Consider the following 21704-nt stretch of genomic DNA (forward strand, 5'->3'; position numbering starts at 1 on the left):
GTCCTGCTGTCAGAAGAACCAGTGCGTGGGTTCGTTCCCGCGTACGGCGACGTCGCTGAATCTTCCACCGAGGAAGCCGAGCGGCTCACCGTCGCGTTCGCACACCCTGATGACGCGCCCGATGACCACGAGGTGGTCACCGGCCACGAGCTCCCGTTCCACCAGGCATTCCAGGTGTGCGAAGGCGTCCGGGATGATCGGGACGCCGTGCTGCCCGTAGGTCACCTCGAGGTTGGCGAAATGGTCCTCGCCACGCTTCGCGAAGCGCAGGGCGAGGTGTTCCTGCCGCGCGGACAGGATGTTCACGGCGAACCGGCCCGCTTCGCTGACCGCACCGGTGCTGCGGGCGCCGATGGTGAGGCAGACCAGCAGCAGCGGCGGTTCGAGCGAAACGGACGTCAGCGAGTTGACCGTCATGCCGTGCGGCGTGCCTTCGGTGCACGTCGTCACCACGGCGACCCCGGTGGCGAAGTGGCCGATCGTGCGCCGCATCGCTGGTGCGTCGACATAGAACGTGGCGGGTGCTGGGTTCTGGACCATTGCGGGCTCCACGGGTGGCGGGGTCAGGCGCGGTACCGGACCTCGAAGGTGAGGACACCCTCGTCGGTGCGCCAGGGGCCGTGCGGCATACCCGGCGGGCGGCAGGCGTACATGCCGGCCGTGAAGGTCTGGCCGAGGGTGAGGTCGGTGAACGAGCCGTCGATGATGTAGACCTCCTCCCAGAAGTCGTGCCGCTGCACGCCCATCGGCGTGGAATCGGCTCCCGGCTCGTACCGCAGGATCCGGGTGGCCACCCCGGCTTCGGGGTCCTTGGCGAGGACGCGCTCGGTGATCTTCGGATCGTCGCCGGGGCACACGGTGAAGCCGACCTCGTCGACGGGGAAGAACTCGTACTCGGGCTTGCTCATCAGTCGACCAACTCCAGTTGTTTCCGTGTTCAGGCGGCACCGTAGCTCGCGAGGAACTGCTCGACCTCGCCGACCGGACCGTCGAAGCCGTAGTTGCGGAAGGCATAGCCCTTCACCACGAAGGGCGCGCCCGCGTAGAACATCTCGTACTGGTGATGCCTGCCGCCGAACTCGCTGCCCACCGCGTCCCAGGCGAGTTTGAACAGTTTCACCCGTTCCTCGGCGGGCGCGCCCGGGCTCTGCACGTAGCGGTCGATGTCCGGCCGGGTCTCCGGGCTCGTCAGGTCGGCGACGCTCGAGGGCACCTGGAGCACACCGCCGCCGACCAGGTCCCGCAGGATCGCCAGCACCCTCGGGTACAGCTCGGCCTGCATGCCCATCGCCCCGTACACCGCCCGCGCGCCGGGGCGCCACATGCCCTGCTCATCGGGAGCGGCCGTGTACTCCGCGGCCAGCACCGCAGACTCCACGATGGACGCCAGGCTGGCCAGCTCGCCGAGTTTCTCGACAACGCCCGGAATCCTGTCGACGCCGTTCACCGCGGCGACCTTGCGCGCCAGCCCGGCCAGGAACTGCAGCTTCACCATGAAGCGGATCTGCGCCTGCCAGTTGCCGAGCACGTGGGCACCGGTGTCGAAGAACTGGCGGCGCAGGCCCGCGACATCGCGGTAGACCAGCACGCGGTCCCACGGGACGAAGACGTCGTCGAAGACCAGCAGCGCGTCGGTCTCGTCGTACCGGCTGGTCAAGGGGTAGTCGTAGCTGCTGGTCGCGGCGGGTGCGTACGGCCTGCGGCAGTACAGTTTCAGGCCATCCGCGGCGACGGGAACCACGAACCCGATCGCGAAGTCTCTGTCCTCCGGGCCGAGCGGTTTGATGCAGGACACGAAGATCTCGTCGGCCACCGCGCCTCCGGTGGCCAGCATCTGGGCGCCGCGGATGACGATGCCGTCCGGGCGTTCCTCCGCGACGCCCGCCTGGATCAGCTCGCCCTCCCAGGCGTGCGCCGTCGTGGCCCGGGAGACCTGTGGCGGGATGATCGCGTAGGAGACGTAGCTGTTCTCGGCGAGCACGCGCTCCTGGAAGGCGCGGGCGTTCGCCGCGAAATCGTGCTCTTCCCGCGCGAAGGCTTCGGGGTGGGACCCGAACGCGGCGACGAAGGCACCCACGTGATCGGGGCTGCGGCCGACCCAGCCGTGGGTGTGCCGTGCCCAGGTCGTCGCGGCCTCGCGGTAGCCGACCAGGTCTTCGCGGCTGGTGGGCGTGGCGAACAGCCGGTTCACCGTGGTGCCGCTCGCCGGGTCGGTGACGGCCATCGCCGAGGCCGGGTCGGCGGCGAGGTCGAACAGCTCCGCGATCGTCCGGGCGATCGGGGCGAACGCCGGGTGGTGCGCGACGTCGGTCACCGCGTGCCCGTCGAGATACACCCGGCGCGAGTCGTCCAATGCCGCCAGGTAGTCCTTACCGGTGCGCATCACAGCCTCCTCGTCCTGGTCTCGTAAGCGTGGGCCAGGGTGTGTCCGCCGGGCAGTTCCAGCTGGACCCGCCATGCACTGCCGTAGACGAACTCCCCGCCGGGCAAAGGCAGAGTGCCGCAGTACAGCACCAGGTCGACCGTGCAGGGGACGTCGAGCACCGCGTTCATGCGCTCGACCAGCTCGGCGGGATGGCGCAGGGTGGACACGCTTCCCTCCTGGTAAGGTCGGCCGTCCACAGTGGAACCGGCGAGCAGCCGGTCCCAGTCCACCTCGGAGAGATCGGTTCCGGCGTCCGCCACGACGCTGCCGAGCGGTTTCGGGCACGCGGCCTTCGAACCGGCGACGTCTTCGCGTTCCAGCTCGCGGTCGGTGTGGTCGGAGCCGACGCCGAGGAAGTACCGGCCGCCGTGGCGGATCACCACCGGCTCGACCTCTCCCGAGGTCTTGCGGCCACCGACCTCGACCACCGCGTCGGCGGTGAGCAGGGCGGGGTCCAGGTCGTAGAACGCGGGGACGCTCGACGGCGGCGGCACCCCGATGTCGGCCAGCTCGGCGATGTGGGCTCGCACGGCCGCCTCGTCCTTGGCGGTGTACCCGGCCACGACCAGCCGCTCCGGCTCGATGGTCAGGCGTTCACCGGTACCGGCGACGTGGACCGGCAGTGCTCTGTTCGCGGGCATGTCACTTCCTCTGTGCTACGGGTCCGGTGTGGACGGTGCCGGACGAGCGCGATCCTCACGACAGCCCCGCGATCGACCGGAGGTCCGGAAGATTCGTGGGACCGGGCAGGTGCAGGGCGACCATCGTGCTGGACAGATGGGTGGCCAGCGCGTCGTAGGCCTGCTGCGGGTCCCCGGAGCCCAGCGCGGTCACGATGGCGGAGTGTTCGGCCAGCACGGTGCGGGCCCGGTTGCCGTCGCTCGCCACGGCCCGCAGGCCCATCCGGACCTGCCGCTCCCGCAATGACTCGTAGAACTCCGCGAGCACCGGGTTCTCCGCCCGCTGCACGATGGCCCGGTGGAAGGCGCGATCGCGCTCGATGAAGCCGACCGGGTCGTCGATGAGCTGCTCCTGCTCGGCGACCAGCTCGCGCAGCGTCACGAGCAGCTGCTCGGAGGCGGGCACGACCCTGCTCACGCACCAGTGCTCGACCAGTTCGCGCGCCTGCATGACCGCCCGGACCTCGGCGTCCGAAATCGGCGGGACGAATGCCCCCTTCTTGGGCACGATCCGCAGGAAACCCTCGGCTTCCAGCCGCAACAACGCCTCGCGCACCGGGGTTCTCGAGGTCCCGGCGGCCTCGGCGACCTCCGACTCGGTCAGGAAGGTACCGCCGTCACGGGGGAGCTCCGCGATGTGCTGTTTGAGCCAGCGGTAGGTCAGCTCCTTGGCCGAACCGCTCCACGTTTTTTCTCGTAGACCGCTCATGAACATCATGTATACAGTCGGCATATGACCGTCACAAGGGCGTCGGCCATTACTCCTGTTTATAGTTCGGGAGCCGGGTCCGAGGCGTTCACCAGCGGAAACACCGGAGCGTGACGGTCGCGCAGCGACCACCCCGCCGGCGAGACCGAAGCGAGGTCGTGCGCGGGCGGGCGTGAAGCCGCGTAGCAGGCCGAAATGTGGTCCGGGCGACATCACGCACGCCACCGGACGGGCTTCAGGTACAGTGATCACGCGGTCCGCCCAGTTCTGCCTCGGGCCGCGTTCTGTTGTCGACTACCACGCGCCGCGGCCGACCAGGTCCGCGCCGGGCAGGACAACCCCTCTACTTACGGAGATTCAGGGCGCCCCGCGTCCACAACTGCTTATGAGCACACCTACTTTCACCGAACTCGGTCTGCCCAAGACACTTGCCGACGCGCTGGCCGGGCAGGGCGTCACCAGCCCGTTCCCCATCCAGGCCGCCACGCTGCCGCATTCGCTCGCGGGCCGGGACGTCCTCGGCCGCGGCCGCACCGGCTCCGGCAAGACCTACGGTTTCGTGCTGCCCGTGCTGGCCCGGCTCGCGGCCGCCCCGGTGCGGCGCCGTTCCGGCCGCCCGCGTGCGCTGATCCTCGCGCCGACCCGCGAGCTGGCCACCCAGATCGAGAGCTCGATCCTGCCGCTGGCCAAGCCGCTCGGCCTCGAGGTCACCACGATCTTCGGCGGGGTCAGCGCCAACCCCCAGATCTCCCGGCTGCGTGGCGGCGTCGACATCGTCGTCGCCTGCCCGGGGCGGCTGGCCGACCACATGCGTTCGGGTGCGGTGGGGCTCGACGCCGTCGAGATCACCGTGCTCGACGAGGCCGACCACATGGCCGACCTCGGCTTCCTGCCCGAAGTCCGGCGCATCATGGCGGCCACTCCCGCGGGCGGCCAGCGGCTGCTGTTCTCCGCCACCCTCGACGCGGGGGTCGATGTGCTGGTCAAGCGCTTCATGAACGACCCGGTCACGCACAGCGTGGACCCGGCGCGGTCGCCGGTGTCGACCATGACGCACCACGTGCTGCACCTGGAGGAGACCCACCGGCTGCCGGTGCTGGTCGATCTCACCGCGGCGCCCGGCCGCACGCTCGTGTTCACCCGGACGAAGCACCGCGCGAAGCAGTTGACGCGCAAGCTCCTCGCCTCCGGCGTCCCGGCCGTCGAACTGCACGGCAACCTCGGGCAGACGGCGCGGACGCGCAACCTGGAGGCGTTCTCGTCCGGAGCGGTGGAGACGCTGGTGGCGACCGACATCGCGGCCCGCGGCATCCACGTCGACGACGTCACGCTCGTCATCCACGCGGACCCGCCGGTCGAGCACAAGGCGTACCTGCACCGGTCCGGGCGCACGGCGCGAGCCGGGGCGTCGGGCACCGTGGTCACCCTGATGACCGACGAGCAGGTCGCCGACGTCCGCGACCTGACCCGCAAGGCGGGAATCAAGCCGACCACGACGCAGCTCGGCCCCGGCCACCCGCTGCTGTCCGAGCTGGCGCCGGGGGAGCGGGCGTTCACCGCGCCGCCGCGGCGGCCGACCGTGGAGACGCGGTCGAAGAAGCCCACCGCGAAGGGCGCGGCGCCGTCGCGTGACGAGGACCGCACGACCGGCCGGGGCCGCGGTGGCCGCGGCCGGGGCGCGCCCGGTGGTGCCCGTGACGCCCGGCGTGGTGCCGCGGAAGGCCGGTCCCGTCAGTCCCGGACCGACGAGAACCGTGGCGCGTCCGCCGGTCAGGGCCGCCGCTCGGCCGACGGCGCCGGACGTCGCGAGGGTGGTGCCGGGAAGTCCGGCACGTCTCGGAATGGCCAGGCCCGTGGCGGTGCCGGCGAGTCCGAGCCGCGCCGCTCCGGTGCCGCGAAGTCCCAGTCGGGCCAGAAATCCGCCGGTGGTGCTCCCGCCCGCCGCGGCGGTGTCGCCGCTTTCTCGGCCGGCGCCCGCGCCGGTTCCCGCCGCTCCCGCTGACCGCCCCCAGACTGCTCGTGCCGGGGACCGGCTCCTCCTACCGCTGATCAGCACCGGTGGGGAGGGTGAGGCGCAGGACGGCGCCACCGGTCGGTGCGTTCTGCGCGGAGACCGTCCCGCCGTGGCGGGCGGTGATTTCGCTGACCAGGGCGAGCCCGAGTCCGTAGCGGCGCCGGCCGGTCACTTCGGCTGGACCGGAGGCGAAGCGGGCGAACAGGGTCGGCATGATCGCGGGGTCGATGCCGGGGCCGTCGTCGGTGACCGTGAGCGTGACGTGTTTGGCGGACGGGTGCACGGCGATGGTCACGCTGCTGCGGGCGTGGCGTAGTGCGTTGTCGAGCAACGCGGTCACGGCGCGCCGCAGGGCTACCGCCGCGCCGGCGACGGGGGCAGGTGCGCTGTCGGCAAGATCGAGGTCGACGCCTTGTTCTGTGGCGGCGGGGCGCGCGGCGGACACGGCGTCCCGGACGACGCTGGTGAGGTCGACTCGCTCGTGCGGGTGGTCCTGGCGAGGGTCGGCGGCAAGCAGGAGGTCCTCGAGGATATCGGTGAGCTGGCGGGTGTCGCTGACGAGTTCGTCCACTTCGGACTTGAGCGGGGTGTTCGCGGCGTGGCGTTGCAGGAGCTGGGCCCGGGTGCTGAGGAGGGTGAGCGGGGTGCGCAGCTCGTGCCCGGCGTCGGCGACGAACCGGCGCTGCAGGGACAGTGCGGTTGCCAGGGGCACGAGCGCGCGCCGGCCGGACCACACGCCTGCGGCGGCGGCGAGTACCAGGCCCACCGTACCGGTCACCAGCAGGGCCTTGAGCAGGCGTCCACGCTCGACGTGTGCCGGGCGCAGGTCGAGCACGGCCTGCACGACTTCGTCGCCGCGCCGTTGGGTCAGCGTCCGGTATTCGCCGTGCTGCACCGAAATATCGGACGTACGCGATGCACCGTCGGCCTCGGTCGCGGCGATCGCCCCGCGATCCAGGGCTCCGGGCGGCAACCCGGGCCCGATGTCGAGACGCCCGCCGCGTTCGATGGCCAGCCACACGCCCGCCGGTGGGTCGGTGACGTCATCGGTCCGCTCCACGGTGGTGGTGAGCATGGTGCTCTGCTCGGCTTCCTGACTGCGCAGCACCATGAGCACCGAGACACCGCACAGCACGCCGACGGTGATCGCCACCGCCAGCGCCGACTGCAGACCGGCGGCCAGCGCGGTGCGGCGGAGCAGCCTGGCTTCGGGGACGGACGTGCCGTGGCTCACGCGGCCCGGCCGAGCTGGTATCCGCGTCCGCGCACGGTGTCGATGATCTTGCGGCCGAGCTTGCGCCGGAGGTAGTGGACGTAGGTGTCGACCACGGCCTCGTGCTCGGCGTCGTCGAACACCAGCGACAGCAGACGGTCTCGGGAGAACACGTGCCGGGGACGGGTCGCGAGCAGCGCGAGCAGGGCGGACTCCCGTTCGGACAGCCGGACCGGTTCGGCACCGTCCCGGCTGACCAGGCGCGTGTCGAGATCGAGCCGGCCGCCGGGCAGCGGCAGGGCGCGCGCGGTGTCCAGGTGCCGACGGCGCAGGGCACGCAGCCGCGCGAGCAACTCGTCGATGTCGAACGGTTTCGCGAGGTAGTCCTCGGCGCCGGCGTCGAGCCCGACCACGCGGTCGGCGGGGTTGCCGAGTGCGGAGAGGATCAGCGTGGGTGTCACCACCCCGCGGCCGCGCAGCCGCGCGAGCAGGTCCAGCCCGTCGACGGCGGGCAGCCCGCGGTCGAGCAGCAGCACGTCGTAGCCGCGGGTGAGTCCCAGGTGGAGGCCGCGCTGGCCGTCGGCGGCCTCGTCGACCTCGTAGCCCTCCTCGGCCAGCAGCCGGGTGAGCATGGCCAGCAGCTGCGGGTCGTCCTCGACCACCAGTACCCGTGGGGCCGTCTCCGGGCCGTTCATGACGCCATTGTGCCTGGTGGGACCAGCAGGTCGGCCAGCGCGGGCGAGCGGTGCACCCGGCGTCCGGCGTCGATGGCGTGCACCAGGCAGCCAGGCTGGGCCGCCGCCCAGGCGATCCCGTCGCGACCGAGGGCGAAGGCGGCTGTGGAGACGGCGTCGGCGGTGGTGAGGTCTGCGGTGACGACGGTGAGGCTGACCAGCTCGCGCGCGGGAAGTCCGGTGCGGCCGTCGATGATGTGCTCGCCGCGTTCGTAGCTGCCGGAGGTCGCGACGGCGAGGTCCCGGACCGCGAGCACGGCGCACACCGCCATCGGCTGGTCGGGGTGGCGGATGCCGACCGACCAGGTGCGGCCCGTCGCGATCACGTCACCACCGGCGTTGAGGCAGAACTCGGCCACCCCGGCGGCACGCAGGAGGTCGGCCGCGCGCTGCGCCGCCCAGCCTTTGACGACGCCGGAAGGATCGAAACCGCGCCCGGGCAAGCGGGCGCGGAAGGCTCCGCCGGTCAGCCGTTCGTAGGTCCGGCACAACTCCAGGATCTCTCCCATCTCGGCGCTGTGCGGCCCGGCGGGATCGAACCGGGCGACCTCGCTGTGGTCGCGGAACGGGCTGAACCGCCGGTCCACCTCGTGCAGCCAGGCGAACGCCTGCTCGGCGGCGTCCACCTCGCCACGCGGAAGGTCGAGTGAGATGGGCAGGCCCATGATCTGGCGCACCAGACGCATCAATGCCCCTTCGCGTCCAAGGCGCCCTGCAGGGACTGGGCGTAGGCGTCGCTGGTCGCGGTGGCGCCGGAGACGGTGTCGATGTGCGCGCTCTGCGCCTGCAGGACTTCCTCGCGCAGCGTCGGCGCGGCGGCGTTTGCGATGCGCTGGCTGTGCCGGTCGCCGGGTTCGTCGATCAGGGCGACATCGGCGATCCGGGTACCGGTGAAGGTCACGCGGACCTGGTAGGGGCCGTAGTCGCTGTCGACCACCGGACCGTCCACAACCGGCTGTCCACCGGGGACCGGTGGGGCGGAGGAGGTGGACGGGGCGGCAGGAGGCGCCGGGGACGCGAGGGGTTGCACGAGGGCGTGCGTCGATTGGTAACGCAGCAACGGCAGGGCGGCTGCGATGCCCAGCAGCGCCACGACGAGGGTTCTGCGCATCAGGGCTCCATTCACGCGGCGAAGGCGAAGCGTTCGGTGTGGCACTGCTCCGCGGGCACGGCCAGTTCGGTGAGCGTGCGCCGGACCGCGTCCGTCATCCCGGGCGGCCCGCACAGGTAGACGTCGCGGCGGCGGACGTCGGGCACCATCGCGTGGAGGTGCCGGGGGCCCAGCACCGGGCCGAAGCGGCCGACCCCGGTGGACGGCCCGAGGACGAGGAACATGCGGGCGCTGCACCGGGAGGCCAGCCGCCGCAGCTCGTCGGCGAGCACGGCGCTGTCGGCGGTACTCGCCCGGTAGATCAGGGCGATGTCGTCGCGTTGGCGGGCGAACTCCTCCAGCAGCGCCCGCACCGGTGTCACCCCGACGCCGCCGGCGATCAGCAGCACCCGGCGCCGCGTGCGGCGTTGCGCGGTGAACGCGCCATACGGACCCTCGGCGAACACCCGGGTGCCTGGCCGGACGTGCTGCAGCCACCCGCTGCCGTCACCGAGCGCCTTGACCGTGATCCGCAGGCGGCGCCCGTCGGGCATCGCGGACAGCGAGTAGGGATGCGCCTCCCACCAGTGGGCGGGGGTGAGGAAACGCCACAGGAAGAACTGCCCGGCCCGCGCCGGCAGGGCGTCGAGTGCGTGGCCGGTGATCACCAGCGACACGACATCGTCGGCTTCTCGTACCACCGACTCCACGCGCAGCCGGTGCCGCAGGTTCCGCGCGAGCGGCAGCCCGATCCGGGACACCGCGACGAGGCCGAGCGCCGCGCCGTAGAGCGTCCACCAGTACAGGCGGCCGAGGGGCGCGCCGGTGAAGTCCTGGCCGACGGTGACCTGGTGCAGGAACCCGAGCACCACCGCGAGGTAGGCGAGCAGGTGGACGAGGTGCCATGACTCGTAGCGCAACCGCCTTCGCGCCGCGCGCGCCGAGGTCACACCGACCGCGACGAGCAGGACGAACGCGATCGTCGCCAGTAGCACGTCCTGGGTGTGGAACACGAGCGTGCCCATCTCGGCGAGCACCGGTGAGCCGTCTTGTCCCGCGTAACCGAGAACGATGAACACGACGTGCGCGACGAGCAGCCACAGCACCCAGAAGCCCGTCCACCGGTGCCACAACGTCAGCCGGTCGAGCCCCAGGCGGCTCTCCAGCCAGGGCAGCCGTGAGATCAGCACCAGCTGGAGGACCAGCGCGAGCGCGCCGTAGAGACCGGTGAGGCGGCCCAGCGCGGTCAGCATCCCGCCGGGCGCGCTGAGCTCGTGGCCCAGGACGAACAGGTCGGTGACCCACGCCGCGTTGAGCCCCAGCAGCGCGAACAACCACCATCTCGCGTTCACGAAGCCCAGTCTCGGCGCCGTTTCTGGGTGAAATTTTGGAGAGCCCCGCTCCAAGAAAGCTCCCAGGAACTCCCGGCAGGCTCTGCCGTGTCCATCGCACGAACGGGAGCTCGATGCCTGTCTTCATCTCCGGCCTGCCGCTGCACGTACTGGTCGTGCACGCTGTGGTCGTGTTGGTGCCGCTGTCCGTGCTGGCCGCCCTCACTGTCACGGTGTGGCCGGCCGCGCGCCGCCGCTACGGCTGGGTCGCCGTCGGCGTCACCGCTGCCGCGACCGCGTGCATCCCCATCGCGACCAGCAGCGGCGAGGACCTGCGGGACCGCCTGGTCCCCACCGCGCTGATCCGCCAGCACGCGCACCTCGGCGATCAGCTGCTGATCTTCGTCGCCGCGTTGCTGGTGGTGCTCACGGCCCTGGTGTGGTTCGCCCGGCGCCCGCCGCGGGAGGCGCCCGGCGCGGCTCGGCGTCCGATGCGCGCGCTGGTGCCGGTGCTCATGGTCCTCACCATCGGACTCGCCGCGGTGTCCGTGGTGCAGGTCGTGCGGATCGGTGACTCCGGAGCCCGCGCCGCCTGGAGCGGCGTGCAGTACACCGCTCCACAGCACCAGGGCGGTGCGGGCTGAGGCGATGGCGAGCGGCCGGTGCTACTTCGTGGTCTTGCCGAGGGCGCCGCCGACGTAGAGCATGTCGCCCATGCGCATGTAGTCGTCTTCGAGGGGCGGAAGGTCGTTGGCGGCGAGCAGGTCCCGGATGGTGATTCCCTCCAGCGCCCAGCCGCGGTCCGCCAGGTAGGGAGCCGCCTCGTTGCGCGCACCGAAATAGCGCAGCCTCGTCATGTCGGGAGCGAAACTGTGCGCACGCCAGCGTTCGGAGATGCGGTGCAGGCTTTCCTTCGTCTTGTCCTCCTCGCCCGGTTGCGGGTTGGGCCTGCTTTCGGTGGCCACCCGGCTTCCCGGCGCGCTGAGTTCGGTGATGGTGTCCAGCAGGCGGTCCTGCGCCTCGGGCGGCAGATAGCCCAGCAGGCCTTCGGCGCTCCACGCGGTCGGCCGGGCCGGCTCGAATCCGGCGGTGCGCAGGGCGGTGGGCCAATCGTCGCGCAGATCGGCCGCGGCCACTCTCCGGTCGGCGGTGGGCGCCGCGCCCAGCTCCGCCAGTGTGCGGGTCTTGAACTCGATGACCTGCGGCTGGTCGAGCTCGTACACCACGGTCCCGGTCGGCCAGGGCAGCCGGTACGCGCGGGAACCCAGCCCCGAGGCCAGGATCACGACCTGCGCGACGCCCGCGTTCGTCGCATCGAGGAAGAACTCGTCGTAGAACTTGGCACGTACCTTGGCCACGTCGATGAATACCTGCTCGACCAAGCCGTCGGGGGGCACTTCGCCCGTCGCCAGCCGGGTGAGGAGGTCCACGCCGACCGCCCGGACGAGCGGTTCGGCGAACGGGTCGTCGATGAGCGAACGATCCGCGCGGGTCGCTATCGCCCGGGCGGCCGCGGCCATGGTGGCGGTCGCGCCGACGCTGGACGCCAGGTCCCAGGTGTCCCCGTCGTGTCTGGAGGAACTCATCTTCTGCCCTGACTTTCCTGCATCCGTCGCACCTTCGGTTTTCCGTCGTCTTGCCAGTCGCGTCAGTTCCACCTTCGAGGTGCGCACGCCGCCCAGGATGCGGTGCCGAGGTGTCCCAGGCCGCAGCACGACGTCCCCGGTGGATCGAACGAGCCCGTCTCATCGCCGGGGCGGAGCGGGCGCGAGCGGGCGAAGCAGGGCCGCCGGCAGCGGCAGGCAGCTCGGCCCGCCATCCGCCGGGAAGCGCAGCCCGATCTGCTCCCGGGCGGCCGGGTCCGCGGTGGCATCGGCGGGGCCGAGAGGCAGGTCGTGCTTCTCGGCGAGGGCGACCACTTCGGCCACGGTCAGCCGTGCCACGTCCCGTTCGAGTCTGTCCCGGATCTCCGCCCCCCGGCGCCTGCGGTCGCCGTAGGCCGCCAGCCCGGGCTCGGTGGCCCAGTCGGTCCAGCCGAGCGCCACGCAGAGACGCGCCCACATCGCGTCCTCGAGCAGGGCGATCACCACGCGGCCGCCGTCGGCGGTGCGGAGGGTGCCGTAGGTGGGTTCCGGGCCCGGTTCCAGTGCCGAGGGTTTGACCCTGGCCCAGGCCACCGCGGCGTCGAGCATGCTCAGGTCGAGGTGGCAGCCCTCCCCGGCGTGCCAGGCCGCGGTGATCGCGAGCGCCGCGGAGCTCCCGGTGGCCAGGTCGACCCAGGGCACCCCGATGCGGGTCACGTCGCCGCCGTCGGTGAGGACCCCTGCCATCGCCTGCAGGGAGATGTCGTGGGTGGGGTGGCGGGCGAGCGGGCCGGTCTGCCCGGCACCGCTGATCGAGCAGTAGACCAGCCGTGGCCGGATCGCGTGCAGCGTTTCGGCGTCGCAGCCGAGCCGGGCGGCTACCCCGGGCCGGAAGCCCTCGACGAACACGTCGTGTCCGCGGACCAGCTCGTGCAGGCGCCGGCGGTCCTCGTCCGTCTTCAGGTCCAGCACCACGCTGGTCTTGCCCGCGTTGGCGTTCTCGAACATCTCGGGATCGAGGTGGCGGGCGGCGTCCCCGGCCGGTGGTTCGATCTTGGTGACTTCGGCGCCGAGCGCGGCGAGAAGCAAGGTGGCGTAGGGGCCGGGCAGCTGCTGGCTAAGGTCGAGCACCCGCATGCCGTGCAGTGGGGCGCTCACGGGACCAGCACCGCCCGCCCGGTCACCTTGCGGCGTTCGACGGCCTCGTGGGCTCGGGCCGCCTCATCGAGCGGCCAGGTCTGGGCCGCGACGGGCGTCACGGCGCCCGAGGCGACGAGTTCGACGGCGGCGGCGAGGTCGGTCGTGTCGGCGTGGGCGGATCCGTGGATGGTGAGCTCCTTGAGGATCGACAGGCCTGGTTCCAGCGGCAGCGTGGCCGGCTCGGTGTTGCCGACCAGGACCAGCTGCCCCCTGGGGCCGAGCGCGCGCAGGGCGAGGGGGAAGGTCGGGCCGCCGGTCAGCTCGATCGCCACGTCCGCACCGCGCCGGCCGCCCAGGTCACGGACACAGTCCCGGACAGCACGGACGTCCGGGGAGACGAGCACGGCGTCGGCGCCCAGGTCGAGCAGCGCCTTCTCCTTCGCGGGCGACCCGGTCAGCGCGACGACCGTGGCCCCGAAATGGTGGGCGAGCTGCACGGCGTGGACGCCGACCCCGCCGCCGGCCCCGGTCACGACCACGAGGTCTCCCGCCCGGGTGCCGGCGCGTCGCAGGGCGCGCAGCCCGGTGCCCACCGCGCAGGACAGGATCGCGGCGGCGACGTCCGGGACGGAGTCGGGGACCGGCACCACGTTGGCCGGCGTGGCGAGGACGTACTCGGAGTACCCCCCGGGGATGTCGTCACCGTAGAAGCCCGGGCCTTCCCGGCACAGCGTGGTGAGCCCGGCCGCGCACTCCGGGCAGTGCCCGCAGGGGATGCGCTGGACGAGCGCGACCCTGCGGTGCAGCAGATCGTCCGTCACCTCCACGCCGACACCGACGACCTCGCCCGCGATCTCGTGCCCGAGCACGGTGCCCCGGCCCGCCGAGAGCCGGCCACGGCGGGCGAGCAGGTCGTGCCCGCACACTCCGCACGCCCGGACCCGGATCAGCAGGTCGCCGGGCCCCGGCTGCGGGACCGGGCGGACGCCCGGGACGAGGACGTCGGGCGCCCCCGTCCCGTCGAGCGCGATGCAGCGCATCCGGTCGGGCGGGCTGGGCGTGGTCATGGTCTGTCTCCAGTCGTGAGGACGGCTGCCACCGACGGCGGTGTCAGCGCGCCACATCGTGTTGTCCGCGGCGGGATTCCTGCCCGGCGTTCAGCACGGCCAGCCGGCGGTCCTGGACGGCATCGTGCTCGAGCAGGAGATTGCGGCCCGCTGTCTCGGGCATCATGAGGAACAGGACGATCAGGCTGAACAGGGACACCCCGGCGAGGAAGAATCCCGGCGAGAAGTCCAACCCGGTACCCGCGACCAGCGCCGCGGCGACGAGGGGGCCGAAACCGGAGGGCGGGCCGACGCCGAGGTTGAAGCCCAGCGAACCGCTCGTCAGCCGGGTCGACGCCGGGAACAGCTCGATCATCACGAGCGACGTGTTGGCGTTGATCGGCGCCTGGATGATCGCGTAGATCACGAACGCCAGCAGGATCAGGGCGACGTTGCCGGTCGACAACAGCATGAACATCGGCACGGCGAGCACCACGTGGCCCACGCAGCCCAACAGGATGGTACGACGGCGTCCGAAGCGGTCCGAGAGCCGTCCGGCGATCGGGCACAGCACGGCGTAGACCGCCAGGCCGATGGCGGTGAGCAGGGCGGCCTCGACCTTGGGGAGCTTCACCGTGGTGGAGAGGAAGGTGACCAGGTAGGAGGTCAGGTAGTACAGCCCCACGCCGCAGATCAGCGAGAACGCGAAGGTGATCAGCAGCGGCCGCCACTGCCGGAGGTCGAAGGAGTCCCGCAGCCGGGCACGCGGGCGCTCGGCGTCCTGCTCGATCTGCCGGAAGACCGGGGTGTCCTCGAGCCGGCGGCGGATGTAGAGCCCGAGGGCGGCAAGCGGGGCGGCGACCAGGAACGGGATCCGCCACCCCCAGCTCCCGAGCTGGCCTGCGGTCAGCAGCGCGGCCAGGACCAGCGCGAACAGCGACCCCGCGATGAACCCCAGTGCGGCGGCCATCGACGGGTAGCTGCCACGCTGGCCGCGCAGACCCGGACCGGCCGTCTCGATGAGGAACGCTGAGCTCGCGCCCCACTCGCCGCCGACCGACAGCCCCTGCACACAGCGCAGCAGCACCAGCAGCACCGGGGCGGCGACCCCGAGGACGTCGTAGCCGGGCAGCAATCCGATGAGGGCGGTCGCGATCCCCATCACCGTGATGCTGATCGAGAGCGCCGTCCGCCGGCCGAGCCGGTCACCGATCCAGCCGAGCAGCACACCGCCGACGGGGCGCAGCAGGAACGCCACCCCGAACACCGCGAGGGACTGCAGCAGCTCGGAGGTGGCGTTCCCGGAGGGGAAGAACTTCGCCCCGATCGACGCGGCGAAGAAGCCGTAGACGGCGAAGTCGAAGTACTCCATGAAGTTGCCGATGACGCAGGCGAACGCGATCCGCCGTTGGTCGGCGGATGTGGGAACCGGGGTGGACATCGTTGTCTCCTCACCTGATGACCGAGTGCTGAAGGAAGTCCCAGCCGCGCCGTCGGGACACGCAGGCCTCGTAGGCCACCGGGTCGATGGTCTGGTAGATCCCCAGGACGCTGGTGCCGTCGTCTCGGGTGACCCGGCAGAGGTGTTCGTCGAGCCCGCGGACGCCGATGCGGGTTTCGGGGCGGGTGAGGTCGAGCGTCTCGCCCTCGGTCATGTCCGGGCCGTCGTAGCCGCCCTGGTGGATGTCGCCGCCGGGGGTCCCGCCGTACATGCCGCACCGCAGGTAGGCGGTCTGCTGGCCGATCTTCTCGTAGTGCAGCTGGGCCTTCTCGCCCGTGTCGAAGCGGTAGTCCACGACGCCCTCGGCGAACACCTGGGTGTCGGGCTCGAACCGCAGGCGCCGGGTGGGCTTGAGGACCTTCGCGCAGCCCTTGCGTTCGTCGCCGAAGGGGTAGTAGAGGCGGTCGCCCCAGATCGTCCAGTCGTCGAAGGCGACGAAGGCGTTGCCGTTGGTGCCCACGTGCAGCCGCCCGCCCAGCGACATCGCGGGGCCGCCGACGCCGCGCCCGGTTCCCCAGTGGCGGTCCCGCGTGCCGGCGGAACCGGGGGAGAGGGTGATCCGTTCGCCGTCGACCTCGACCCAGCCGGTGACCTCGCCGAAGCACTCGAATCCGCTGGTGACGTCGTTGCGGCGGCCCGGCGGGGTGCCCGCGGCCGAGTTCGAGAGCGGCTCGCGGAAGACCTGACGGGTGGTGTCGGTGAAGGTGAGGTCGTACGCGATGCCCCATTCGTTGGGTTCGAGCACATAGCGCCACTCGCGCAGGCCGCGCACGATGACCGGGGCGATCGGACCGATCTTCAGGTCGGCGCGGTCCGCGCCGATCCGGCGGAAGCTGCGCACGGCGGTGTGCCGCCCGCGCACGTTGACGATCGCGTAGGCCTCGGCGCGGTCGAGGTTCGGGTAGAAACTGCCGCCGGTGGCTACCACGACGTCGCTGCTGGCGTCGTGGGAGACCATCCAGTAGCGCTCGTAGGCCCGCGGGTCACCGGTCCACATGACCCGGACCGGGTCCGGGGTCTGGTGGACCAGGAAGTCGTCGAGCGGGGACAGCGGGAACTGCTCGGCGAAGTGCTCGTCGTCCGCGCTGAGGCCGGGGTGGCCGCTCATGTGCTCGCCTTTCTGCACGTCAGGTGGGGTCGGCATCGACTCGGGAGCGCAGGTAGGAGCCGATTGCGGCCCGCTCGGGCCCGGGCGGCAGCGCCCGGATCCGGCGGGACAGCTCTTCGCGCAGCTCCTCGTTGCGCCGGGCCGTCTCAGCCAGGCCGGTGGTTCCCGGCTCGTCGACGCCGAGCAGCGCGGCGACGCGGGCGTTGTCCTTCCGCAGGAAGGGCAGGGCGGCCGACCAGGCCGTGCCCGCCTGCTCCACGAGCCGGCGCGCGTTGCGGACCAGCCCTGCCACCCCCGGGGCGATCTCCGGATCGGCTTCGGCGAGACGGAGCAGGCGGCTCGCGCCGGTCAGCTGCTCGTCGATCGTCGGTCTCACGCGACTCCCTCCAGGACGGCGTCGAGCATCGTGGCCAGGACACGGCGGGTGGGCCGGTAGGGCTCGTCGGCGCGCTCTTCCAGGAACGCGCGGAGACCGCTGACCTGCATCACCGCGGTCTTGAAGGTGGAGAAGGCGACCCACCAGGCCAACGCGGTGGGGTCCACCGCGTTCCCGCTCGTGCGCTCGTAGTGCGCGACCAGGTCCGCGGCCGCCCAGGCGCCGTCGATGGTGTGCTCGCCCGCGCGCAGCGGCTGGGTGACCCAGCCGAGATCCTCGAGGGGGTCGCCGAGATGGGCGAGCTCCCAGTCGAGCAGGGCGCTGACCTGGTCACCGAGGAGCAGGATGTTGCCGGGCTTGAAGTCGGCGTGCACCAGCACGGTGCCGGCGGACCGCGGGGCGCGCTCGCCGAGCACGGCGATCGCGTACTCGATCTCGGGCCACGGTTCGAGCTGGTCCGCGCGCAGCACCCCCGCCCAGCGCTCGAGCTCGGCTCGGGCGGCTTTCGGGCCCGGATCGGGCAGTGTCGCGCCCAGTCCGAGTGCCGGCCAGTCCACGGCGTGCACCGCGGCAAGCAGCTCGCAGAAGGTGCGGGCGAGTGCGACGCGCTCCTCGAGCGGACGTGCGGGGTCGCGCAGCACGCGGTAGTCGCAGCTGCCCGGCAGCCGTCGCATGATGAGCGAGGGGCGGCCCAGGGCACTGCCGTCCGCGTCGAGCCAGCGCGCGATCGGGGTGGGCAGCCCGCTCTTCTCCAGCCCCCGCAGCACCCCGAACTCCACGGCCCGGTCGGTGTCGATCAGCCCGCCCTCGGGGTCGGTGCGCAGGATCAGCGGCTCCACGGCGCCGTCCACGGTCAGGTCGAACAGCCAGTTGTCCCGGGAGCGCCCGCTGCCCGCCCTGGTCAGCCCGGTGATCTCGCCGTCGCGGGCGTCCGGCTGGTCGGCCAGGAACCGGCGCAACCGATCGCCGACCTCGTCGGCCCCGGTCAGGTCTCCGCTCGTTGTCACTGCCCCTCCCGGAGAGCGGCCCGATGTTGCGGTGCCGCGACGGAGATCAAGGACTCGGTGCGTTCGCGCAGGCTCCGCCCGCGCAGATCGGCGAGGCCGTACTCGGTGACCACGAGATCGACGTGCGACCGCGCGGTGGTCACCGTCGGTGGGTCGAGCCGCCGGACGATCCGGGAGTGCTGCCCCGCGGCCGCCGGCAGCGCGACGATCGCCAGGCCTCCCGCCGAACGTTGCGCCGCGCGCAGGTACTCGGCCTGGCCACCGATGGCGCCGACGAACCCGGCGCGGATCTCCTCGGCGTTGACCTGGCCGGTGAGATCGACCTGCAGCGCCGAGTTCACCGCCACCAAGTTCTCGACGGCACCGGCGGCCGCGGGGCCGGTCACCTCGCGGACCGGGCGCACCTGCACGGCCGACTCGGCCACGTACTTGTAGAGCTCCGGCGAGCCGGCCGCCTCGCTGATCACGACGGCGGCCGGGCCCGGTCGCAGCGCACCCGCCGAGGCCAGGTCCAGCAGCCAGTCGCCGACCAGCGTGGACCGTACCGCGAGATTGCGCCGGTCCACGAGGCACCGGCCGATCGCTGTCGGCACGGCGCCGATGCCCAGCTGCAGTGTCGCGCCGTCGGGGACCAGTTCCGCGACGTACTCGGCGATGCGTCGCTGCGGCTCGCCGATCGCCGGTGCCGGGACCACCGGCAGGGCGCGCGAACCGGGCACCAGGGCGTCGAACGTCGAGGGGGCCAGCCGGGGCGCCGAGGTGTCCGGCAGCTGGGAGTTGACCTCGGCCACGACGCACCGGGACTGCCCGATCAGCGCGTAGGTGTGATCGACCGCCATGCCGAGCCCGTGCTTGCCGTCCGGGCCCGCCGCGGTCACCTGCATCAGCAGCACCAGGTCCCGGCCTCGATGCGGCAGCACCCGTGGCAGGTCGTCGAAGTGGGCGGGCACGACTTCGACCGATCCGCGGTGCGGCGGCTTGCCGAGCGGGCCCATCGCGCCGAACGAGAGCAACGGCACCCGTACCGGTGCTGCCAGCGCGTCGCTGTGCGAGAACCCGACGAAGACCTCGATCCCCGGGGGCGCGGCGGCGAGCAGCTCCTCCAGCAGGGGGGTCGGCTCGCCGACTCCTTGTGCCACCACCACGAGATCACCGGACCGGATCAGCGACAGCCACTCGCTCACAGGACGGCCACCGGGGTCACCGGGCTGGCCGTCGAACCCACGAGCGGCAACGGGGCGAACAGCAGCAGGAAGGTGGACCGGCCGGCGCCGGCGAGCTCCGCGGCGAGCCCGGCGAGGTCCAGGTTCTCGATCAGCGGCACGCCGTGCTGGTGCAGCAGGACCAGGTGTGCCGGGAAACCGGGTGCCGCGGTCTGCCGTTCGACGGCGTAGTTGTCCGCCCCGACGAGCGCCACGTCGTGGGCGGCGAGCCAGGCCGCGGCATCGCCGGTGATGCCGGGCTCGTCGGCGAAGTAGTCGTCCACGGACCCGTGCGACTCCCACCAGCCCGTCCTGATGAGGATCGCGTCGCCCGGTTCCGGCGTCACGCCGGCCTCGGCGATCCCGCGTTCGAGGTCCTCGACCTCCACCGGCGCCGAGGGCGGCAGCGGTGCACCGGCCGCGGCGACCAGGTCGACCAGCACGCCGCGGGTCACGACCGGAGCCAGGTGCTCGGCACCGCAGCGCTGGGCGCCCCGGGTGGTGCGGGTCGAGGCCTCGGGATGGCCGTTGTAGAGGTGCTCGCCGGACCAGGCGTGGGCCAGCGCGTCGACGTGCGTGCCGCTGTGCGTGGGGAACTGTACGGTGTCCTCGGCGAACTTGAATCCGCCGGGGGTTCGCGCGCCGAGGGCGTAGTCGCCCGCGTCCCGGTTCATGAAGCGAGCCGGGCGCGGCCGGTGTCCGGGGGAGGGGCTCGCCGGACCGAGCGGCTGGGCGAGCGAGACCGTGCGGCCCTCGCGCACCAGCCCGGCGGCCCGGCGGGTGACCTCGGGAGTGACCAGGTTGAGGGCGCCGAGCTGGTCCTCGGCGCCCCAGCGGCCCCAGTTGCCGGTCATGATCCCACCGCCAGCCGGGCGTCGACCAGCTCCTGGGCGCGGGCACGCAGGCCGCGCCGCACGAGCTTGCCGGTCCCGGTCCGGGGCAGCTCGCCGACCAGCGAGACCAGCCACGGCACCTTGTACCCGGCGATGTTCTTCTTGCAGTAGCGGATCAGGTCCTCCTCGGTCACTCCGTCGTCTGCGGGCACCACGAAGGCCACCACCACCTCGTCCTTCGTCGGGTGCGGCGCGCCCACGACGAGAATCCCGGCGACCCCGGGATGGTCGGTCAGGAAGCTTTCCACCTCGGCGGGGGAGACGTTGATGCCCGAGGTCTTGATCATGTCCGTCGACCGGTCGACGAACGCGACGGCGCCGTCGGCGTGGACCACGAGGCGGTCTCCGGTACGGAACCAGCCGTCGGCCGTGAACGCGGCGGCGGTGGCGGCGTCGTCGCCGAGATAGCCGGGGGTCAGCCGGCCGCGTACCTGCGCCTCACCGGGCTCCCCGGCAGGCAGGACCGTGCCGGTCTCCTCGTCCACGATCCGGATCTCGACACCCGGTAGCGGTCTGCCCTGGGTGATCCGCCTGCGCTCGAGCGGCATCCGATGGTCGGTGACGCAGCAGTTGCCGTAGGTCTCGGTGGATCCGTAGACGTTGCAGATCCCCTCGATCCCCAACGGGCCCGCGGCCTTGTCGACCGCGTCGGGGCGCCCGATCGTCAGTCCGGTCCGCAGCGAGGTCACCGCGCGGATCTCCTGGGCGGCCTCCGCAACGAGCGCGTCGATCATCGTCGGGAGCAGGTAGGCGGCCGTGACCCGCTCGCGGGCCATCAGTTCGGCGGTGGCGGCGGCGGTGAACTGCTCCTGGAGGACGAAGCAGGCGCCGTGGGTGAACGTCGCCATCAACGCGTTGGCACAGCCATAGCTCCAGAACAGCGGTGAGCCGAACCAGACCCGGTCGGTCTCGCGGAGCCCCATCCGCTCGCCGATGTGGAAGCCGTTCACCACGAGATCGCGGTGGCACAGCGGCACGGCCTTGGGCTTGCTCGTGGAGCCGGAGGTGTAGAGGACGTAGGCGGGAGCGTCGCCCCGGCCCGGGGGCGCGACGGCCGGTGCTCTCCCGGTGTGCTCGGCGACGAGCCGCTGCCAGGAGTGGGCCCCCGCCGGGACGTCCTCGCCGAGCACCACGACGTGTCGCAACGCCGGGAAGCGGCTGCTGCGCAGCGGACCGGGACGATCGATCTCGGGAACCAGGGAACGCAGCTCCGCGATCAGGTCGGCGCCGCGGACCCGGTCCGCGAGGACGAGCACCGAGGCGGCCGAGGAGCCCAGGAGGAAGTCGAGGTCGTAGGCCTTCGCCCAGGTGTTGAAGGCGTCCACCCGGGCACCGAGCCGCATCGCGCCCACGGCCGCGGGGACCCACTCCGGGACGTTGGGGGCCATCAGGCCCACGACGGCACTCTCGGTCACCCCGAGTTCGGCGAGCACGCCGGCGGCGACGTGGCTGTCGGCGGCGAGTTCCGCGTAGGTCGACCGGGTCCCGCCCGCGACCAGCGCCTCGGCGTCCGGGGTGCCGGCCGCTCGGGCGTCGATGAGTTCGGGGATCGTCCGCACCTGCGGGGGAAGGGATGCGACCTCGAGGGAGGAGTCCTGAGCGGCGGCGCGGACCTTGGGCACGGCGATGGGCCTCCTCGTGCTGTGACGGTT

At 72.1% G+C, this 21704-nt stretch carries 22 protein-coding genes; 2 read left to right on the forward strand and 20 right to left on the reverse strand.

The window, feature by feature from the left end; all coding sequences use genetic code 11:
* Nucleotides 1-9: 9 nt before the first annotated feature.
* The 5 genes from LWP59_RS17430 to LWP59_RS17450 are packed head-to-tail and all read right to left on the reverse strand — an operon-like array spanning nt 10 to nt 3814.
* The gene (locus tag LWP59_RS17430; protein ID WP_144632006.1) at nt 10-540 is read right to left on the reverse strand and encodes a flavin reductase family protein; all 531 of its coding nucleotides are present in this window, start codon (nt 538-540) and stop codon (nt 10-12) included.
* Nucleotides 541-563: 23 nt separating this feature from the next.
* Nucleotides 564-908, reverse strand: coding sequence for a cupin domain-containing protein (locus tag LWP59_RS17435; protein WP_144632004.1), 345 nt, complete (start codon nt 906-908; stop codon nt 564-566).
* Between the two features lie 29 nt (nt 909-937).
* A complete protein-coding gene (locus LWP59_RS17440; protein WP_144632001.1) occupies nt 938-2383 on the reverse strand; it encodes a 4-hydroxyphenylacetate 3-hydroxylase family protein in 1446 nt (481 codons plus the stop codon).
* Nucleotides 2383-3066 (reverse strand): DUF2848 family protein, encoded by a 684-nt coding sequence (locus tag LWP59_RS17445; protein ID WP_144631998.1) that lies wholly within the window; start codon nt 3064-3066, stop codon nt 2383-2385. Before LWP59_RS17445 ends, LWP59_RS17440 begins: the two co-directional genes overlap by 1 nt.
* 55 nt (nt 3067-3121) lie before the next feature.
* Nucleotides 3122-3814 carry a GntR family transcriptional regulator gene (locus tag LWP59_RS17450; RefSeq protein WP_144631995.1) on the reverse strand — a complete coding sequence of 231 codons (693 nt, stop codon included), beginning with the start codon at nt 3812-3814 and terminating at the stop codon, nt 3122-3124.
* A gap of 385 nt (nt 3815-4199) precedes the next feature.
* On the opposite strand from LWP59_RS17450, the gene LWP59_RS17455 reads away from it, so the two are divergent.
* Nucleotides 4200-5816, forward strand: coding sequence for a DEAD/DEAH box helicase (locus LWP59_RS17455; RefSeq protein WP_144631992.1), 1617 nt, complete (start codon nt 4200-4202; stop codon nt 5814-5816).
* Nucleotides 5817-5853: 37 nt separating this feature from the next.
* On the opposite strand, the gene LWP59_RS17460 is transcribed toward LWP59_RS17455, so the two are convergent.
* From LWP59_RS17460 to LWP59_RS17480, 5 genes are read right to left on the reverse strand one after another with little or no spacing between them, the layout of a single operon-like run.
* Nucleotides 5854-7062: a sensor histidine kinase gene (locus tag LWP59_RS17460; RefSeq protein WP_144631989.1), complete on the reverse strand. Its 1209-nt coding sequence runs from the start codon at nt 7060-7062 to the stop codon at nt 5854-5856.
* The gene (locus LWP59_RS17465; protein WP_144631986.1) at nt 7059-7736 is read right to left on the reverse strand and encodes a response regulator transcription factor; all 678 of its coding nucleotides are present in this window, start codon (nt 7734-7736) and stop codon (nt 7059-7061) included. Before LWP59_RS17465 ends, LWP59_RS17460 begins: the two co-directional genes overlap by 4 nt.
* A complete protein-coding gene (locus tag LWP59_RS17470) occupies nt 7733-8461 on the reverse strand; it encodes an FAD:protein FMN transferase (protein ID WP_144631983.1) in 729 nt (242 codons plus the stop codon). Before LWP59_RS17470 ends, LWP59_RS17465 begins: the two co-directional genes overlap by 4 nt.
* Complete coding sequence (locus tag LWP59_RS17475) at nt 8461-8886, reverse strand: FMN-binding protein (RefSeq protein WP_144631980.1); 426 nt, start codon at nt 8884-8886, stop codon at nt 8461-8463. The genes LWP59_RS17470 and LWP59_RS17475 overlap by 1 nt, the downstream gene beginning before the upstream one ends.
* 11 nt (nt 8887-8897) lie before the next feature.
* Nucleotides 8898-10217, reverse strand: coding sequence for a ferredoxin reductase family protein (locus LWP59_RS17480; protein ID WP_229857726.1), 1320 nt, complete (start codon nt 10215-10217; stop codon nt 8898-8900).
* Nucleotides 10218-10330: 113 nt separating this feature from the next.
* Between LWP59_RS17480 and LWP59_RS17485 the strand changes: the two genes are divergently transcribed.
* Nucleotides 10331-10840, forward strand: a complete 510-nt coding sequence (locus LWP59_RS17485) for a DUF2231 domain-containing protein (protein WP_144631974.1) — start codon at nt 10331-10333, stop codon at nt 10838-10840.
* A 21-nt stretch (nt 10841-10861) separates the two neighbouring features.
* Here the strand turns inward: LWP59_RS17485 and LWP59_RS17490 are convergent, their stop codons facing one another.
* The 10 genes from LWP59_RS17490 to LWP59_RS17535 form a co-directional block, all read right to left on the reverse strand.
* Nucleotides 10862-11782, reverse strand: coding sequence for an SAM-dependent methyltransferase (locus LWP59_RS17490; RefSeq protein WP_144631973.1), 921 nt, complete (start codon nt 11780-11782; stop codon nt 10862-10864).
* A gap of 159 nt (nt 11783-11941) precedes the next feature.
* A complete protein-coding gene (locus tag LWP59_RS17495; RefSeq protein ID WP_144631970.1) occupies nt 11942-12937 on the reverse strand; it encodes a CaiB/BaiF CoA transferase family protein in 996 nt (331 codons plus the stop codon).
* On the reverse strand, nt 12934-13986 hold the full coding sequence (locus LWP59_RS17500) for an alcohol dehydrogenase catalytic domain-containing protein (protein WP_229857730.1): 1053 nt from the start codon (nt 13984-13986) through the stop codon (nt 12934-12936). The genes LWP59_RS17495 and LWP59_RS17500 overlap by 4 nt, the downstream gene beginning before the upstream one ends.
* Nucleotides 13987-14029: 43 nt before the next feature.
* Entirely contained in the window at nt 14030-15406 is a 1377-nt protein-coding gene (locus LWP59_RS17505) for an MFS transporter (protein ID WP_144631967.1), read from the reverse strand.
* A gap of 10 nt (nt 15407-15416) precedes the next feature.
* A complete protein-coding gene (locus LWP59_RS17510) occupies nt 15417-16574 on the reverse strand; it encodes a hypothetical protein (RefSeq protein ID WP_144631964.1) in 1158 nt (385 codons plus the stop codon).
* 19 nt (nt 16575-16593) lie between these two features.
* Complete coding sequence (locus tag LWP59_RS17515) at nt 16594-16950, reverse strand: hypothetical protein (RefSeq protein WP_144631961.1); 357 nt, start codon at nt 16948-16950, stop codon at nt 16594-16596.
* Entirely contained in the window at nt 16947-17957 is a 1011-nt protein-coding gene (locus tag LWP59_RS17520; RefSeq protein WP_144631958.1) for a phosphotransferase family protein, read from the reverse strand. Before LWP59_RS17520 ends, LWP59_RS17515 begins: the two co-directional genes overlap by 4 nt.
* Entirely contained in the window at nt 17954-19141 is a 1188-nt protein-coding gene (locus tag LWP59_RS17525; RefSeq protein WP_222425381.1) for an acetyl-CoA hydrolase/transferase family protein, read from the reverse strand. Before LWP59_RS17525 ends, LWP59_RS17520 begins: the two co-directional genes overlap by 4 nt.
* The gene (locus LWP59_RS17530; protein ID WP_144631955.1) at nt 19138-20013 is read right to left on the reverse strand and encodes a cyclase family protein; all 876 of its coding nucleotides are present in this window, start codon (nt 20011-20013) and stop codon (nt 19138-19140) included. The genes LWP59_RS17525 and LWP59_RS17530 overlap by 4 nt, the downstream gene beginning before the upstream one ends.
* Entirely contained in the window at nt 20010-21674 is a 1665-nt protein-coding gene (locus LWP59_RS17535; RefSeq protein ID WP_229857732.1) for a class I adenylate-forming enzyme family protein, read from the reverse strand. Before LWP59_RS17535 ends, LWP59_RS17530 begins: the two co-directional genes overlap by 4 nt.
* Nucleotides 21675-21704: the final 30 nt, after the last annotated feature.

This window comes from Amycolatopsis acidiphila (genome assembly GCF_021391495.1).
In the GTDB taxonomy this organism is placed as follows: domain Bacteria; phylum Actinomycetota; class Actinomycetes; order Mycobacteriales; family Pseudonocardiaceae; genus Amycolatopsis_E; species Amycolatopsis_E acidiphila.